A 15435-nucleotide genomic window follows, 5' to 3' on the forward strand; every position below is an offset into this window, starting at 1 on the left:
CCCTCTTATTTTAAATTTAATACTTGTTCTACATAGTTTGTCATTTGGTCAACTGAAATTTTATCCCGATGCTTAATTTCAGCCTTCTTTAACTCTTGTATACTTGCAGGTATTGGCTTTTTAGCAAGTTCGTAAAGCCTATTGATCATTTTGTATTCTTCACTAGATTGCGTTTCTTTAGTGATGGCTTGAAGTACTGCTTGCGGAAATTTATAAGGACTGGCTGTTGAAAGTACAACTGTTGGCAAGGACGATCCTTTTTTGTCCTGATATTTTTTAGCCACACAACTAGCGACTGCTGTATGTGGATCGATAACGTAGTTAGCTTGTTCATAAACAGTATGAATTGTCTTTTCCGTTTCATTTTCAGAAGCAAAATCAGCAAAAAAGCCAGACAAACCTTCTTTCATTTCAGAAGTAATCGTATATTCTCCTTTTTGAGTCAATTCATCCATTCGCTTCTTTGTTTGCTGACTATTTTCTTTTGTTAAATAAAATAGCAGACGTTCTAAATTACTAGAAATCAGAATATCCATCGAAGGCGAAGAAGTCACATAAAAAGGTCGGTTTCGGTCGTAATTTCCTGTTTGAAAAAAATCAGTTAATACATTATTTTGATTGGATGCGCAAATCAATCGTTGGATAGGGACGCCTATCTTTTTAGCATAAAAACCTGCCAAAATATTGCCAAAATTACCGGTCGGAACAGAAACATTTATTTTTTCTCCGTTTTTAATTTCACCCATTTTTACCAGCCGTGAATAGGCATAAACATAATAAACAATTTGCGGCACTAAACGACCGATGTTAATCGAATTTGCGGAAGAAAATATCTTTTTGTTTTCAGCCATTTTTTTACGCAAGTTTTCGTCATTAAAAAGTTGTTTTACCTTGGTTTGCGCATCATCAAAATTTCCTTTAACAGCCGCAACAAAAGTATTTTCTCCTTTTTGAGTTATCATTTGTCTTTTTTGGATGGGACTTACGCCATTTTCTGGATAAAAAACGATAATTTGAGTATCCTTCACATCGGCAAAACCTTCCATGGCAGATTTTCCAGTGTCACCAGAAGTCGCTGTAAGAATAACAATTTCTTTATCCATAGTATTTTTTTGTGCTGCTTTTTTCATTAAATGCGGTAATATTGATAAAGCTAAGTCCTTAAATGCTAAGGTTGGTCCGTGAAATAACTCTAAATAATACTGCTTCTTCTTTTTTACTAAAGGAGTAATTTCTTTATCATCAAATTTTTGGTCGTAAGCTTTATTTACGCATTCTTGTAATTCTTCTTGAGTAAAATCCGGCAAAAATAACTGCATTATTTGTACAGCTATTTCTTGATAACTTTGCTGTGCTAGTTTACTAAAATCTAATTTTGCCTTAGGAATTTCTGTCGGTACATATAATCCACCATCTACTGCTAAACCTTGTAAAATAGCTTGGGAAGCAGAAACCACATTTTTAGAATCCCTAGTGCTTTTATAAAGTAAGGTCATTGTTTATCTCCTCTATTATATTATTTCCTTTAAATATATCATAAAGCGGTGAAGTTAAACATATGTATTCCGATTTTTTAAAGTATGGTATAGTAATAAAAGAATAGAAGTTATGTGGATGAGGTGACAGGATTGTCAAGCTTAAAAGAAAAAATCATCACTGAAAGTAAACGATTAGGTATCGATAAAATAGGCTTTACCACCGCTGAACCATTTGATGAACTGAAAGAGTCTCTAGTGGCCCAAAAAGCGGCTGGCCATACTTCTGGTTTTGAACATCCAAATATTGATGAGCGTCTTTATCCGGAGTTAACTTTTGAAAACCCACAAAGTATTATCGCAATAGCGTTAGCCTATCCTACTAAAATTCATGAAAAAGTGCCTAGAGATGAAAAACGCGGACAATTTGCACGGGCTTCCTGGGGCGTTGATTATCACCATATCTTAAAAGATCGTTTAACTAAGTTGATCCATTTTATTGAAGGCTCAGCTGAAAGTAAAAAAGAAGCCGAAAACTGGCGTTTTGCGCCACAAGTTGATACTGGGGAACTCGTAGACGTAGCCGTGGCTCAACGCGCGGGTTTAGGTTTTATTGGAAGAAATGGTTTACTGATCACAGAAGAATATGGTTCTTTTGTTTATTTGGGCGAAATTATTACCAATATTCAATTTGAGCCTGATGAGCCTAAGCCTTTTGGCTGTGGAGATTGTACTCGTTGTATTACCCACTGTCCTACCGGAGCTTTACTAGGTGATGGTAGAATGGATGCACAAAAATGTCTATCCTATCAGACTCAAACCAAAAAAATGATGCCTCGAAAATATCGAAAACAAATTCATAATGTCATTTATGGATGCGACATTTGTCAATTAGTCTGTCCTTATAACCAAGGCAAAGACTTTCACTTCCACCAGGAAATGGCGCCTGCAATGGACGAAGTACGCCCGAAATTAGCGCCGATGTTATCAATGTCTAATAAAGAATTTAAAGAAAAATTCGGGCATTTAGCGGGATTCTGGCGCGGTAAAAAACCTTTACAACGAAATGCTTTAATCGCTTTAGCCAATTTAGGCGGACGTGAAAGTTTAGTAAAAATTTTTAAGTGCTTAGAAGATCCACGCCCCGTTATCCGAGGAACAGCAGTGTGGTCAATTGGTGAGTTAACCAAAAAACACCCGGAGCAGGCAATCGATTTGCTTTATGAATTACAAGAAAAAGAAACGGATGAGGCAGTCTTACAAGAACTGTCAGAAACTTTAACCATGCTTGAAGAACGAAAAAAACAGGCTTAGTCACTAAGCCTGTTTTTTTACTGTTTTTATAAACAACCGTTGAAAAATAGGACTTAAAATTAAATAAAAGACACCATTTCCTATAGCATGTAATAAATCAAAAGAGAAACCGACCAGATAATAAGGCCAAAACTGCGGCATACCATATACTTTCACATCGATAAGAGCAAAAATAAAGCCATACAAAAAACCTGCAAAAACACTAAAAAGAGCTTGTAATAATCGACTTTTTCTAAAAAGCATCGACTGACAGAACAAGCCCATCAAACAAATAATAAGCGAAAAAGCAAGAATCTGGGAAATTGTCCAAACGCCCATCCCTAAATAGATATTAGTAATAAGTACCGATAAGATATTAACTAAAAGGCCACGAAAAACGCCAAGTTGCAATGTAATAATCAAAAAAATGGCAGTCATAGGTTGAATGTTGGGTAAAAATTGAAATAAGAGTCTTCCTACCGTGCAGGTAGCAACTGTCATTGCTAGATAAGCTAATTCGTAAGTAGAAAAAAAGGAAAAAGTTTGCTTTTGTTTCATAGTATAGCTCCTTTAACTACGCAAAAAATCGATTTGGAACTGGGCAAAATACATAGGGTTATTACGGCTTTTATACCAAGCAAAAAGATTAAAAAGAAATGAGCCAACCAAATTGATCAACAGATCTCCCATGGTATCTTGTAGGGCTTTTTGGCCTGTAAAAATAGTTGCACCACTTCTATAGCGTTGTAAATTCATATCCAAAAGCGTATCCCAGCTCCATTCCCAAAATTCCCAGAAAATACCGCATACCCCAGCAAAAGAAAAGCCAAAGATCAGAAACAACCAAGGCGATAATTCTTCTAAATTTGGAACTTTTAAAAATTCAACTAAAATACCAAAACCTATCATCGTTAAAATCATCGGGCTTATCAAATGCAGTAATTTATCCCATAAAGGAATCAATGTCATAAAATGTAAACAAGTCCCTAAAAATACTGCTAGCCAGATAAAAAACCAGAAAAAATAAACAATAAAATTAGCAAATTTCAGATTAAATAGTTTATTTAAAATTTCTGGTGCATAAATCAGCAAAATTCCAGCAGCACATTCAATAATTTTGGTAAAAGTTGTGGCAGCTGCAGCAAGACCTATAAAGTATTCCCAGATAATAACAAGTAGGGTTAAAAATCCAAACAAAACCAATAGCCGCTGTCTTCTTATATAGACACTCATTTCAATTTTCCTTGAGCAACAAAATCATTGATTCCAGTTAAAAGTGCTTCTTCAGAAGAAAAGATGTTTCCGTTTAATTTAATTAAACCAACTGTATATAAATTTAAATAATGAAACTGGTTTTCAGCCACTGTTGTAAGTGCGTCTAATTTTTGCTGGTTGTCTGCCCCTTGTTGGCGAGAATCCGTATATAAACCAAGTATCGGAATGTTATTTGCATAAGCAATACCGATTTCAGAAGCAACACCATTATCAATGGTAATTCCATCCAACAGAGCAATCATCAGCTGACTTTCTTCTACCTTCTTTGTATCAGCCAAAGCGATCATTTTACTGTCGGCATAAGCTGTTTTATCATTAATTGCATCATTTTCTTGTGGCAAATAAACAGCGAACTTGGGATATTTTTGTCGTATTTTTTCGACTAAATAAGAATTATAAATTAACTCGCTTTTAGCAAACATAGGCGCAGCGAAATAAACTTTCATATTGACCCCTCCAATATATTGATAATGATACAAATAACCCTCCCTACTTTATCAAATTCATAAAGTAAATACTAGCTAAAATTCGTCTGCTCTTTTAAGCGAATCTTACAAAAAGCTTTTATTCTCTTATTGGGATTGGTATAATTAATAAGCTGAAGGAAAAGAAATGAGGAATGATTCCATGAAGAATTTAGAAGAAATGCAACAGCGACAAAAGATGATTCGGAATTTTTCAATCATCGCTCATATTGATCACGGAAAATCCACTTTAGCTGATCGTATTTTAGAACAAACACATACAGTAACTTCTAGAGAAATGCAAAACCAGTTACTAGATTCTATGGACTTAGAAAGAGAACGCGGCATTACCATCAAACTAAACACTGTTGAATTAAATTATAAGGCCAAAGATGGCCAGACTTATATCTTTCATTTAATTGATACTCCTGGACACGTCGATTTTTCTTATGAAGTTTCCCGTAGTTTAGCGGCTTGCGAAGGAGCGATTTTAGTCGTTGATGCAGCACAAGGCATCGAAGCTCAAACTTTAGCTAATGTGTATTTGGCAGTTGATAATGATTTAGAAATTCTGCCGGTTATTAATAAAATTGACTTACCTGCTGCCGACCCTGAACGTGTCAGAGGAGAAATTGAAGATGTGATAGGAATTGATGCCAGTCAAGCAGTACTAGCTAGTGCCAAGTCTGGTTTAGGAATTGAAGAAATTTTAGAACAAGTTGTACAGACCGTCCCTGCTCCAGCTGGTGATATCAATGCTCCTTTAAAAGCTTTAATTTTTGATTCAGTATACGATGCTTACCGTGGTGTTGTTTTAAGTATTCGTATTATCGATGGTGTCGTTCGTCCAGGAGATAAAATTCAGCTAATGAATACGGGCAAAGTATTTGAAGTAACCGAAGTTGGCGTCTTCTCTCCTAAGGCCATCCCAAGGGATTACTTAATGGTTGGTGATGTGGGTTATCTAACTGCTTCGATTAAAACGATTCAAGACACTCGTGTTGGTGATACAATTACACTAGCCAAACGTCCAGCTGAAAAAGCATTTCCTGGTTACAAACAAAAAAATCCAATGGTATTTTGCGGCATGTATCCAGTCGATAACTCACGCTATAATGATTTACGTGAAGCGTTAGAAAAATTACAGTTAAATGACTCTGCCTTACAATTTGAAACTGAGACTTCACAAGCTTTAGGCTTTGGTTTTCGTTGCGGATTTTTAGGTATGCTGCATATGGATGTTGTCCAAGAGCGTTTAGAGCGCGAGGCAAACTTAGAATTAATTACAACAGCACCCTCTGTTGTTTATCATGTGAAAAAAACAGATGGAACAGAAATCGATATAGATAATCCGGCTGATTTCCCTGAAACTTCCTCTATCGACAGTGTAGAAGAGCCTTTTGTGAAAGCAGAAATCATGGTTCCTAATGATTTTGTCGGACCAGTAATGGAATTGTGTCAACGAAAACGTGGAGGTTTTGTCACCATGGACTATCTAGACGATTATCGTGTAAATGTGGTTTATAACATCCCTCTTTCAGAAATTGTCTTTGATTTTTTTGATAAATTAAAATCAAATACCAAAGGCTATGCTTCCCTAGATTATGAAATGTCTGGTTATCGTACCAGCAAGCTTGTAAAAATGGATATTTTATTAAATGGGGATAAAGTGGACGCTCTAAGTTTTATTGTTCACCGCGAATTTGCTTATGAACGTGGCAAAGCCATTGTTGAGAAACTGAAAAGCTTGATTCCAAGACAACAATATGAAGTTCCGGTGCAAGCAACTATTGGTCAAAAAGTCGTTGCTCGTTCTGATATTAAAGCCTTACGCAAAAATGTATTAGCTAAATGTTACGGAGGAGATGTTTCTCGTAAACGTAAATTGCTGGAAAAACAAAAAGAAGGAAAAAAACGAATGAAGCAAATCGGTTCAATTGAAGTGCCTCAGGAAGCTTTCCTTGCTGTTTTGAAAATGGACGATGAAGATAATTAAATATAACAATAGAAGTCATTTTTTAAAAGCGGATCTTAAATGATCCGTTTTTTTTTATCAAATTTAAAAAAATGTTCGCTTTACTTTAAGAACGTTTGTTCGTATATTAAAAGTATACTTAAAGTTTTTAGAAGGTGAAAAAATGAGTACACTACATGATTATGTTGACCGTAAAAGATTAAAATGGATGGGATTTTATTTATCTGAACATACCGCCCAAATGGATCGTAGTTTTCAAGAAGAACATACGATAATCAAAGAAAAAAGTACTATGAACAACCAAGCAATCACAGAAATAATGGAAGAAGCCTTATTGAAAGAAAAAATGATTGCTGTACAAACCAATGAGCTTGTAGATCATAGTTACCGCCCTGATATCGTTGGGAAAATAAGAGGCTACAACGAGCAAGGAATTTTTGTTGGAGAAGCTTTTATAGCTTATGAAGCCATAAAACATGTTGAGTTTTATCACTATCACAAGTGGTCCGAAATTGATTAAAAAGACAACTTCTAAAAATTTACCATTTTTCAAAGAAAATAAACTCTTTAATTTGGACATAGACTTCACTTTCGTATGTCCTCGGCTTTATCTTAATGGCTAATGACCTGTAAATTAATGTAGGACAGAAGTCTGCATAAAACTTATCTCCTGTGCTTAATGACTATAAAATGAATTAACTACCAAATCGATTTTTTAAGATTATTTCCGTTTCGTTGTTTCCTTTTTTTGTACTTTCGTTTATGATATTAAGAGACATCATAATATCAGCTATGTTTCAAGCGAGGTGCATGCATTGCAAAAAATAAAGATTGACTGGAATTATTGGCTTACGCGTTTTTTATTTGTAATGGCAATAGTCGTCGGTTATAAACTCATTACAAACTATCAAATTTTAATGGATAGTTTATCCAATCTGATAAGTGTTTTATCTCCTTTTATTATTGGATTTATTTTTGCTTATCTTTTAAATGGCGCGCAAAAACGTTTGGAATTGCTTTTTCAAAATATCAAGCTCTCCTTTATAAAAAATCATAGTCGCGGGATAAGTGTTTTAGTTTTATATTTGATTATTTTCTATTTATTCTTTCTAGCTTTAAACTATGTTATTCCCCTAATGATTGATAATATTGTCGACTTACTTGGTCTGTTACCTCAATTTTACGACTACCTAATGGGAATTATTGCAAAGCTAGAGTCTGAAGGCGTATTTGAATCGTTAAACTTGGAAGAATTCTTACAAAGTTTAACTTCTGATTATTCACCTGAGAACTTATTACAACAATGGTCGCAAGCTCTTACCTCTTTAGGGGCAATTACAAGAGGACTCTCTTCTTTTGTATTTAATGGCTTTTTAGCTTTGATTATTTCAATCTATACTTTAGTTTTCAAAGATTCTATCTTGTCATTTATCGATAAATTAGGTAAAAAAACTTTGTCAGATAAAATTTATCAAAATAGTAAGATATGGTTACAAACAACCAATACCATCTTTTATAAATTTATCAGCTCACAATTTCTCGATGCCTGTATAATAGGTGTTTTTGCGACGATTATCCTTTATCTTTTAAATGTGCCGTTTGCATTGACCTTAGGTATTCTTCTAGGTATCTGTAACATGATTCCTTACTTTGGTTCCATTTTCGCTTCAGTTGTCACGACAATCATCACTTTCTTTAGTGCGGATTTACAATTGGCGATAACTGTTTTAATTTCTTTGCTTATTTTGCAACAAATTGATGGTAATGTGATTGGACCGCGGATTATGAGCGGTGCGTTAAACTTAAACCCGATCATTATTATTATCTCTATTACCGTAGGCGGTGCCTACTTTGGTGTCTTAGGGATGTTTTTAGCTGTTCCAATTGCTGCCATTTTAAAGATTGTTACTATGAATTGGTTAGATGATTTCAAAAAAGATACACTTTAATTCTTAAAAAAAAGCATCCGGAAGCACAGTTTTGTAAACTGCCTTCCGAATGCTTTTTTATTACTCTTCTTCCATTGGTTCGTTTTGGAATACCAAGTGATTATCGAGTAATTCAATAATTACTTTTGTTTTAGGCATTACACGACCAGAAACAATTTCTTTTGCTAAGGGTGTTTCTACTTCTCGTGTAATAAAACGACGGAGTGGTCTTGCTCCATATGCTGGTTCATAAGCATTTTTGGCAATCCAATCTTTGGCTTCGTCTGATATTTCAAGGAAAATTTCTTGTTCTACTAATCGCTGAGAAAGTTCATCGATGATTTTTTCAACAATTCCTTTCATATCATTTATGCTTAACGGTGTAAAAAGAATCGTGTCATCAATTCGGTTGAGAAATTCAGGTTTAAATTCAGCTTTTAATAAGTTCATAACTTGTTCTTTAGCTTGTTCCGAAATTTCTCCTTGCTCCGAAACGCCTTCGAGTAATGTTTGCGACCCAATATTACTTGTCATAATCAAAACCGTATTTTTAAAGTTGACTATACGTCCCTTAGAATCAGTCAGACGCCCATCATCTAAAACTTGCAATAAAATATTGAAAACATCTGGGTGTGCTTTTTCGATTTCATCGAGCAAAATAATTGTGTAAGGATTACGCCGCACAGCTTCTGTTAATTGCCCTCCTTCTTCATAACCTACATATCCAGGAGGTGCTCCCACTAAACGAGAAACCGTATATTTTTCCATATATTCACTCATATCAATACGAACCATGTGATCTTCTGAATCAAAAAGATTTTCAGCTAAGGCTTTTGCTAATTCAGTTTTTCCGACACCGGTAGGTCCAAGAAACAGAAAAGAACCTAATGGACGGTTAGGATTTTGTAATCCTGCACGTGAACGAATCACAGCGTCACTTACTGCATTAACGGCTTCATCTTGTCCAATCACTCGTTTATGCAGAGTATCGTTTAAATTAAGTAGTTTTTCTCTTTCACCTTCTACTAATTTTGTTACAGGAATCCCAGTCAAACGACCGACCACTACTGCAATTTCATTGGCAGTCACAGATTCTTGTACCATTTTTAAAACCACTTGGTCATCTTTATCTTCCAAAGCTTTTAAGTCTTTTTCTAATTGCGGAATCGTTCCATGTCTTAACACCGCTGCACGCTCTAAGTCATAGTTGTTTTCTGCATCTTCTAGTTCGTGTCTTGCTTTATCGATTTCTGCCCGTTTGTTCGAAACAGCGTTTACTTCCTCTTTTTCTGTTTCCCATTGTAACTTCATAGAATTAACTTCTTCGCGTAGGTCAGCAAGCTCTTCTTGTAAAGATTCTAACCGTTTCTTAGAAGCATCATCGGTTTCTTTTTTTAGAGCAGCTTCTTCAATTTCCAACTGCATTAGACGTCTTGTAACTTGGTCTAATTCAGTTGGCATAGAATTCATCTCAACTCGGATATTGGCACAAGCCTCGTCAACTAAGTCAATGGCTTTATCTGGTAAATAACGATCTGTTATATATCGATCAGACAGAGTAGCTGCTGCAACTAGTGCATTATCATGAATGTTAACCCCATGATGAATTTCAAAACGTTCTTTTAACCCTCTTAAAATAGAAATTGTATCTTCTACTGTTGGCTCTTGCACAATAACCTTTTGAAAACGACGTTCTAAAGCTTTGTCCTTTTCCAAATTTTCACGGTATTCGTCTAAAGTTGTTGCCCCAATGGCATGTAGTTCACCACGAGCTAGCATCGGTTTTAATAGATTACCAGCATCCATGCTGCCTTCAGTTTTACCAGCACCAACAATATTATGGATTTCATCTATAAATAAGATGATACGTCCTTCGGATTTTTTTACTTCTTTTAAGACAGCTTTCAACCGCTCTTCGAATTCCCCACGATACTTCGCACCAGCAACTAATGCTCCCATATCTAATGAGAAAACCGTCTTATCTTTTAAGTTTTCAGGAACATCTTTTTTTACAATACGTTGGGCCAACCCCTCAACGATTGCGGTTTTTCCAACACCTGGTTCCCCAATTAATACTGGATTATTCTTCGTTTTACGCGATAATATACGTATAACATCACGGATCTCTTCATCGCGTCCAATAATTGGATCCATTTCGCCATTTTTTACTTCTTGAACTAAGTCTACGCCGTATTTTTCTAGTGCCTCATATTGTTCTTCTTGGTTTTGTGAGGTGACACGTTCACCTTGTCGCATGTTTTCAATCGCTTGTTTTACTTGTTTTTCATTAACACCTTGGTTTTTCAAAAACTTTGTTAAGCGATGATTTTTTAATTTCATTAATGCAAGTAATACAATTTCAGTGGATAGGAATTCATCTTTAAAATCTTCGGCTAATTTATTCGCTTCAGTTAATAAGTGATATAAGTTTTGGCTAATACTTTGACCATACTGTACATTCCCACCTTCAACACTTGGCAAAGAGTCCATTGCTTGATCGATTTCACGTTCAAATGCCTGCAGATCAACCCCTAAATCTTTATAAAAGTTTCTAGCGAATTGATTTGGTTGTAAAAATATTTTCCATAAATGAGCAATATCAATTTCTTGTTGTCGTCTTGTGATCGCAACTCGTTGCGCTTCAGCTATAGCATTTTGTAAAGTTGTGGTCATTTTTTCATTATTCATTTGTTTTCCCCCAATCAGGTAAATTTGAGATTTATATCTCCATTAATAAGTATATCCTATTGGTCAAAATTGGTCAAAAGATAACTATTGAATATTTTCATTTTCAATAAAAAACGCATGAAACGATAAAGACTGTTTCGTGCGCTTATTATAATTATTAAGGGGCCTCTTCAAGTTCCTGCCTAATTGCTTTTCTACGTTCTGTAAGAAAGACCAGAAAGCCTAATAAAAACGGCAAAACAAAACTAGCAAAACGATATAAAAGCAACGAAGAGACCGTATTAACGGTGCCAGTTAAAGGCTGAAACATAAATAAATAGACAAAATCAAAAGAACCAATACCAGCAGGCGAAGGAATAATGCCCGACAAAACTAAAGTAAAACTAATCAGTGCAAACGTTAAGAAAAAGTTGAGATGATCAGTTTCCTCCTGCAAACAAATATATGGAATTGCATACCAAGCACCTACTTTTAATAAATTAAATAGATAAATCTTTAAAATAGTCATTTTGTTTTTAAAAACTGTCTGCATAGCTTCATGGAGTGCGTTAATTTGTAAATTTGCTCGATCAATGTGATTGCGTAGTTGTTGATTATGAACAAATCGATTACAAAATAGCAATACCCCTACTTGAAGGTTTAAACTTAAGGATAGTATGACTAAGCTAATAATCAGTAATAAAGTTAGAAGAATCCCTATGATAATTAAACTAATTAATCTCGGGCGCTGAACTAATAATAAAGAGAAGTAAAGTATCAAGTTCAATACAGCATAAGTGACAATCGCCGTTTTATAAGCAATCATATGCAAGGCAGAAGCCCCTATTCCATGACTAATTTTAATTCCTTTTTTCTTATAAAAAGCCAGCTCGGCCAATAATGTGCCCGCTCCAAAAGTAATGATTCGATAAAAAGCACTATAAAAAGAAGTCATCATGCCATCAAAAATTGTAAAATTAGGAGAAAAACCATGTACTGTTTCTTTGATACCACAACCTTCAAAAAATTGATGCAGTAACCCTAGAAAAAGAACACTAACTAAAACTTTCAGTTGAGTTTCTTTTAGTTCTCTGAAAATATCACGCATTGAATTTTGGATAAAATAAAACATGATACCCAAAATGACTAAAAGTAAAATCAAGTTCAGCACGATTTTCCATTTTGCGTTTTTTTTCATTCATTTCTCCTTACTTTAACAATGAACTAGAAGAACAAAAAAGCAGCTTTCTTACAATTTTCCTTTATTTTGCATTTAATTCAGCAATTTTTACAATTAATGCTGCGGCTTTTTCCATCGTCTGTAATGAGACATACTCAAAACGTCCATGCATATTTTCGGCTCCAGCAAAGATATTAGGGGTAGGCAAACCCATATAAGAAATCTTAGAGCCATCCGTTCCACCTCGTACGGGTTCAATAATAGGTTCGATGGCTAGTTCAAGCATAGCATTTTTAGCTAACTCAACAATACTCATATCTTTTTCGATAATTTCTTTCATATTGTAATATTGGTCGTACATATCAACAAATATACGTTGTTGTGAGAACTGCGCATTCATCTTTTTTTGAATATCATAAATATTTGCTTTACGATTTTCGAATTTCTGACGATCATGGTCACGGATAATATAAGTCATTTTTGCTTCTTCAGGCGTTCCGCTCAAACTCATTAAATGGAAGAAGCCTTGTCTGCCCCCAGTCTTTTCTGGAACTTCATCTTGGGGAAGTTGATTTTGAAAATCAACGGCCAATTGCAAAGCGTTGATCATCATATCTTTGGCTGTCCCTGGATGAACATTTTTTCCTTTAATGTTAATTTCTGCTTGAGCCGCATTAAATGTTTCGTACTCTAATTCACCAAGAGGACCGCCATCCATTGTATAAGCAAAATCAACATTGAAGTCTTCTATATCAAATTTATCAGCTCCAACACCAATCTCTTCATCTGGGCCAAAAGCGACCTTAATTTCGCCATGCGAAATTTCAGGATGGTTTAGTAATATTTCCATTGCGGTCATAATTTCTGCAATTCCAGCTTTATCATCCGCACCTAAAAGCGTAGAGCCGTCTGTTGTAATTAATGTTTGCCCCTGATATTTCTTTAAACTAGGAAAATCTTTAGGATCTAAGCTATATTCTCCTTTTTCATCCAATGGAATTACAGAAGAGCCATCGTACTCTTCAATCACTTGAGGCTGCACATTTTCCGCGTTGAAATCAGCTGTATCCATATGCGCTATAAATCCAATGCTAGCTACCTTCTTTTCAATATTGCTTGGTAACGTCGCAATAACATAACCATTATTAACGTTGTAATGGACGTCAGATAAACCTAAATCTTCAAGTTCTTGCTGTAAAGACTCAGCAAAAGCAACCTGTGTTTGAGTTGAAGGCGTCGTATTACTTTCAGGATTGGAACGCGTTTGAGTTTTAACATAACGCAAAAAGCGTGGTAATAAATTTTTGTACATATTTTCTCTCCTCTATCTAAATTGGAACGGATTGGTATTTGTAGTAGAAGGAAGAAAGTCAATTGACCAATTCTCTTCTTTTTTCCATTGTTCCATTTTTTCTATAAATTTGTTCACACAAACTACTTCAATATTATGCCCAGGATCGATTGCCGTCAAGCCGCTAGCCTGCATGTCGTGTGCTGTATGATAATAGATATCTCCAGTAATATAAACATCTGCTTGCTTTTTTAAAGCATCCGGATAAAATTTACCACCAGACCCGCCACAAATTGCGACTGTTTGTATCATATGCTTTGCATCTTTTGGCTGGATTAAGCGTAGACCTTCTAATTGAAAAGTCGTTTTTACTTTTTGTACAAAGTTTTCTATTTCCATCGGTGCTCTTAACTGACCAATACGTCCAATACCAAAGGTTTGCGGCAGATTTTCTAAAGGCAAAAGATCGTACGCTGGTTCTTCATAGGGATGAACCTGATACATTGCTTGTAATACATCCGCTTGTAAATTTTCTGGGAAAATTACTTCAATTCGCACTTCTTGGACCTGCTCTTCTCGATTGCTAGAACCGATGGTTGGGTGTGCCTTTTCATTAGGTGTAAACCTTCCTGTTCCTACCATCGAATAGCTAGTATTGCGATAATTTCCTTGTGTTCCTGCACCAACAGCTCCTAAGGCTTGTCGCATTTTTTTCCCATCTGCTATCGGAACATAGACGGCTAGTTTTTTTAAAGGTATTTCATGCGTTTTAACTAAATAGTCGCTTACATTTACATCTAGCATTTCACAAAACCAGTCATTTAGCCCGCCCCACATAATATCCATATTTGTATGGGCAGCATACACCGCAATATCATGCTTTAACAAATCGATATACATCTTAGTTTGTGGATCATCTGCGTTTAAACGCTCAATGGGTTTAAAAATAGGAGGGTGTTTGGCAACGATTAAATCGATATCTTTTTTAATGGCTTCTTCCACCACTTCGGGTCGAACATCTAAGGTCATCATCACTCGATCGATTTTTTTGTCTAAAGTACCAATATGTAACCCGCAAGGATCGCCTTCTTCAGCTAACCAAAGGGGACAAAAGGTTTCAAATTTTGTAATAAATTCTTTTGCAGTAAGACTCATTTTAGTACCTCCTTGATCCACGCGATTTGTTGTTGAACTTCCTCTATTTTACTTTTTTGGGCTGTACGTGCATTTTGTAAGTTACTTAGTACTTTCTGTTTTGTCTGCAGTTCTTTTTGCCATTTCTTTTTAAAGGCGAGATTTTTTTGCTGTATTAGAACCGGTCCAAAATAGATTTCCTTTTTCGTATAATGGCAATCTGTTTTGTAATAAGCCACAATGATTTCATAAAATTTTCCATGTTCCTCGACAATCTGCTCCTCATAAATTTTATAGTGCTGAGTCGCAAGCCAATGGCGAACACTTTGTTCATGATTATTTGGTTGCAAGATTAACCGTTGTTCTTTTGTCAAACGTCCTTCTTCTTTTCCCTTGGTTAAAATAGTCGTCGTTAAAATTCCTCCCATACCGGCAATAACGACAGTATCGATTCGATCTTCTGGTTGAATAGCCATTAGTCCATCTGCTAAACGAGGAATAATTTCGTTGGTGTAACCATACCTTTTAATTTGTTTACTGGCTGCTTTTAGCGGCCCTTGCGCAATTTCTCCGGCAACAGCATAATTTATGCTTTTATTTGCGACTAAATAAATGGGTAAATAAGCGTGATCAGAACCAATATCTGCCAGACGAGCATATTTGGGAACAAAAGCAGCAACTTGAGCTAATCGTTTAGATAAAATTTGACTGTTCAAAACAAGAATCCTTTCTTACAAATTGAAAAACGTTGTA

Annotated in this window: 13 protein-coding genes; 4 read left to right on the forward strand and 9 right to left on the reverse strand. The window is 35.4% G+C overall.

What is annotated here, in order from left to right:
* Positions 1–5: 5 nt before the first annotated feature.
* Positions 6–1496, reverse strand: a complete 1491-nt coding sequence (thrC, locus tag TS1_RS00135) for a threonine synthase (RefSeq protein ID WP_068706572.1) — start codon at positions 1494–1496, stop codon at positions 6–8.
* A 132-nt stretch (positions 1497–1628) separates the two neighbouring features.
* Here thrC and queG point away from each other — a divergent pair, with 132 nt between their 5' ends.
* The gene (queG, locus tag TS1_RS00140) at positions 1629–2789 is read left to right on the forward strand and encodes a tRNA epoxyqueuosine(34) reductase QueG (RefSeq protein WP_068706574.1); all 1161 of its coding nucleotides are present in this window, start codon (positions 1629–1631) and stop codon (positions 2787–2789) included.
* 3 nt (positions 2790–2792) lie between these two features.
* Here queG and TS1_RS00145 read toward each other — a convergent pair whose 3' ends face one another.
* Genes TS1_RS00145 through TS1_RS00155 form a run of 3 tightly spaced genes read right to left on the reverse strand, consistent with a single transcriptional unit; the run spans position 2793 to position 4489 of the window.
* A complete protein-coding gene (locus TS1_RS00145) occupies positions 2793–3326 on the reverse strand; it encodes a metal ABC transporter permease (RefSeq protein ID WP_068706576.1) in 534 nt (177 codons plus the stop codon).
* A 12-nt stretch (positions 3327–3338) separates the two neighbouring features.
* The gene (locus TS1_RS00150) at positions 3339–4001 is read right to left on the reverse strand and encodes a hypothetical protein (protein WP_068706578.1); all 663 of its coding nucleotides are present in this window, start codon (positions 3999–4001) and stop codon (positions 3339–3341) included.
* Positions 3998–4489 carry a nucleoside 2-deoxyribosyltransferase gene (locus TS1_RS00155; RefSeq protein WP_068706580.1) on the reverse strand — a complete coding sequence of 164 codons (492 nt, stop codon included), beginning with the start codon at positions 4487–4489 and terminating at the stop codon, positions 3998–4000. Before TS1_RS00155 ends, TS1_RS00150 begins: the two co-directional genes overlap by 4 nt.
* Positions 4490–4670: 181 nt before the next feature.
* Between TS1_RS00155 and lepA the strand changes: the two genes are divergently transcribed.
* The 3 genes from lepA to TS1_RS00170 all read left to right on the forward strand — a co-directional run bounded on the left by lepA (position 4671) and on the right by TS1_RS00170 (position 8431).
* On the forward strand, positions 4671–6503 hold the full coding sequence (gene lepA / locus TS1_RS00160) for a translation elongation factor 4 (RefSeq protein ID WP_068706582.1): 1833 nt from the start codon (positions 4671–4673) through the stop codon (positions 6501–6503).
* Positions 6504–6645: 142 nt separating this feature from the next.
* Positions 6646–7002 carry a hypothetical protein gene (locus TS1_RS00165; RefSeq protein ID WP_068706586.1) on the forward strand — a complete coding sequence of 119 codons (357 nt, stop codon included), beginning with the start codon at positions 6646–6648 and terminating at the stop codon, positions 7000–7002.
* A 295-nt stretch (positions 7003–7297) separates the two neighbouring features.
* Positions 7298–8431 carry an AI-2E family transporter gene (locus TS1_RS00170; RefSeq protein WP_068706589.1) on the forward strand — a complete coding sequence of 378 codons (1134 nt, stop codon included), beginning with the start codon at positions 7298–7300 and terminating at the stop codon, positions 8429–8431.
* Between the two features lie 60 nt (positions 8432–8491).
* Here the strand turns inward: TS1_RS00170 and clpB are convergent, their stop codons facing one another.
* The 5 genes from clpB to TS1_RS00195 form a co-directional block, all read right to left on the reverse strand.
* The gene (gene clpB, locus TS1_RS00175; protein WP_068706592.1) at positions 8492–11098 is read right to left on the reverse strand and encodes an ATP-dependent chaperone ClpB; all 2607 of its coding nucleotides are present in this window, start codon (positions 11096–11098) and stop codon (positions 8492–8494) included.
* A 157-nt stretch (positions 11099–11255) separates the two neighbouring features.
* Positions 11256–12275, reverse strand: coding sequence for a lysylphosphatidylglycerol synthase transmembrane domain-containing protein (locus TS1_RS00180; protein WP_068706593.1), 1020 nt, complete (start codon positions 12273–12275; stop codon positions 11256–11258).
* 64 nt (positions 12276–12339) lie between these two features.
* Positions 12340–13569, reverse strand: a complete 1230-nt coding sequence (gene pepT, locus TS1_RS00185) for a peptidase T (protein ID WP_068706594.1) — start codon at positions 13567–13569, stop codon at positions 12340–12342.
* A gap of 12 nt (positions 13570–13581) precedes the next feature.
* Entirely contained in the window at positions 13582–14703 is a 1122-nt protein-coding gene (locus TS1_RS00190) for a Nif3-like dinuclear metal center hexameric protein (protein WP_068706596.1), read from the reverse strand.
* A complete protein-coding gene (locus TS1_RS00195) occupies positions 14700–15398 on the reverse strand; it encodes a tRNA (adenine(22)-N(1))-methyltransferase (protein ID WP_068706598.1) in 699 nt (232 codons plus the stop codon). The genes TS1_RS00190 and TS1_RS00195 overlap by 4 nt, the downstream gene beginning before the upstream one ends.
* Positions 15399–15435: the final 37 nt, after the last annotated feature.

This window comes from Tetragenococcus solitarius NBRC 100494 (assembly GCF_001544195.1).
Classification (GTDB): Bacteria; Bacillota; Bacilli; order Lactobacillales; family Enterococcaceae; genus Tetragenococcus; species Tetragenococcus solitarius.

Bases quoted from the DNA above. Each gene is read 5' to 3' on its own strand.
- thrC (WP_068706572.1), bottom strand. From the start codon at position 1,496: ATGACCTTACTTTATAAAAGCACTAGGGATTCTAAAAATGTGGTTTCT.
- TS1_RS00145 (WP_068706576.1), bottom strand. From the start codon at position 3,326: ATGAAACAAAAGCAAACTTTTTCCTTTTTTTCTACTTACGAATTAGCT.
- TS1_RS00150 (WP_068706578.1), bottom strand. From the start codon at position 4,001: ATGAGTGTCTATATAAGAAGACAGCGGCTATTGGTTTTGTTTGGATTT.
- TS1_RS00155 (WP_068706580.1), bottom strand. From the start codon at position 4,489: ATGAAAGTTTATTTCGCTGCGCCTATGTTTGCTAAAAGCGAGTTAATT.
- lepA (WP_068706582.1), top strand. From the start codon at position 4,671: ATGAAGAATTTAGAAGAAATGCAACAGCGACAAAAGATGATTCGGAAT.
- TS1_RS00165 (WP_068706586.1), top strand. From the start codon at position 6,646: ATGAGTACACTACATGATTATGTTGACCGTAAAAGATTAAAATGGATG.
- clpB (WP_068706592.1), bottom strand. From the start codon at position 11,098: ATGAATAATGAAAAAATGACCACAACTTTACAAAATGCTATAGCTGAA.
- TS1_RS00180 (WP_068706593.1), bottom strand. From the start codon at position 12,275: ATGAAAAAAAACGCAAAATGGAAAATCGTGCTGAACTTGATTTTACTT.
- pepT (WP_068706594.1), bottom strand. From the start codon at position 13,569: ATGTACAAAAATTTATTACCACGCTTTTTGCGTTATGTTAAAACTCAA.
- TS1_RS00190 (WP_068706596.1), bottom strand. From the start codon at position 14,703: ATGAGTCTTACTGCAAAAGAATTTATTACAAAATTTGAAACCTTTTGT.